Origin of the sequence: Streptomyces sp. H39-C1 (assembly GCF_027158125.1) — a bacterium.
Lineage (GTDB): Bacteria > Actinomycetota > Actinomycetes > Streptomycetales > Streptomycetaceae > Actinacidiphila > Actinacidiphila fildesensis.
Genome location: NZ_JAPVLS010000282.1, coordinates 1 through 892 on the forward strand (window position 1 = coordinate 1; position 892 = coordinate 892).

Genomic DNA, 892 nt, shown 5'->3' on the forward strand with positions numbered 1-892 from the left:
CCACCGGTTGGAGCTGGTCTGGGCCGACGGCGGCTACACCGGCCCCCTCGTCGAGCACTGCCTCACCGTGCTCGCCCTGGTCTTGTCGATCGTCAAACGCAGCGACGACATGCGTGGCTTCGTGGTCCTGCCCAAACGGTGGATGGTCGAGCGCCTCTTCGCCCACCTGATGCGCACCCGCCGCCTGGCACGCGACTACGAACGCCGCACCACCAGCGCCGAAGCGATGATCTACTGGTCGATGATCCTGCTCATGACCCGTCGCCTCGCCCGGCCACACCCTGCGCGAGCGTGAACCGGCCCGGCTGCCGCTCTGCCAGCCAGCCCCGCGCGACCAGGCGTTTCGCCTTCGACCGCAGCGCCTCCACCCGTGCCGGCACCGCGTCCAGACCGAACTGCACGGCCAACTCCTGGCAGGTCAGCGGACCTTGATGGAGCCGGTCCCGGTCCGCTAGCGCGGTGAGGATGCGCTGATAGTCCACCGACAGCACCGACCCCGCCAGTCCCTCACGCCATACCGGGACCTGCGACCTCGCCCTCGGCGCCTGCCGGGACGTCGAGCCCGCGACCGGGCCGGAGACGGCCTCCTCGACAACGGTGCTCTCGCCGTCCGGAGCCAGGACCGTGCCCACTCGCCTGCGGGCGATCACCCACTCCTGCCAATCCTCTTCGGCCGCGGCCAGCTCGGCCTGGATGCGATCGGCTTCCTCACGCAACCCCTCGACACGACGACGAGCAGCGAGCTCGTGCTGTTCCAGCAGTCCGACCACCGACGGCATCCGTGACCTCCCGGGGAGTGACGACACGACATGCCACCACTCCCACCGAATCGCCGACCCTATGCCTGACCAGCGAAAACATCGCCCTCAGATTCGGAACGACAACAACTTCT

Annotated in this window: 2 protein-coding genes; one reads left to right on the top strand and one right to left on the bottom strand. The window is 68.7% G+C overall.

Annotated features, from left to right (window positions below; genetic code table 11):
- Window positions 1-295 (top strand): transposase (locus O3W51_RS48205; RefSeq protein ID WP_269290446.1); only part of this gene is annotated, 295 nt, incomplete at its 5' end.
- On the opposite strand, the gene O3W51_RS48210 is transcribed toward O3W51_RS48205, so the two are convergent.
- Entirely contained in the window at window positions 252-779 is a 528-nt protein-coding gene (locus O3W51_RS48210; protein WP_269290448.1) for a hypothetical protein, read from the bottom strand. The genes O3W51_RS48205 and O3W51_RS48210 overlap by 44 nt on opposite strands.
- Window positions 780-892: the final 113 nt, after the last annotated feature.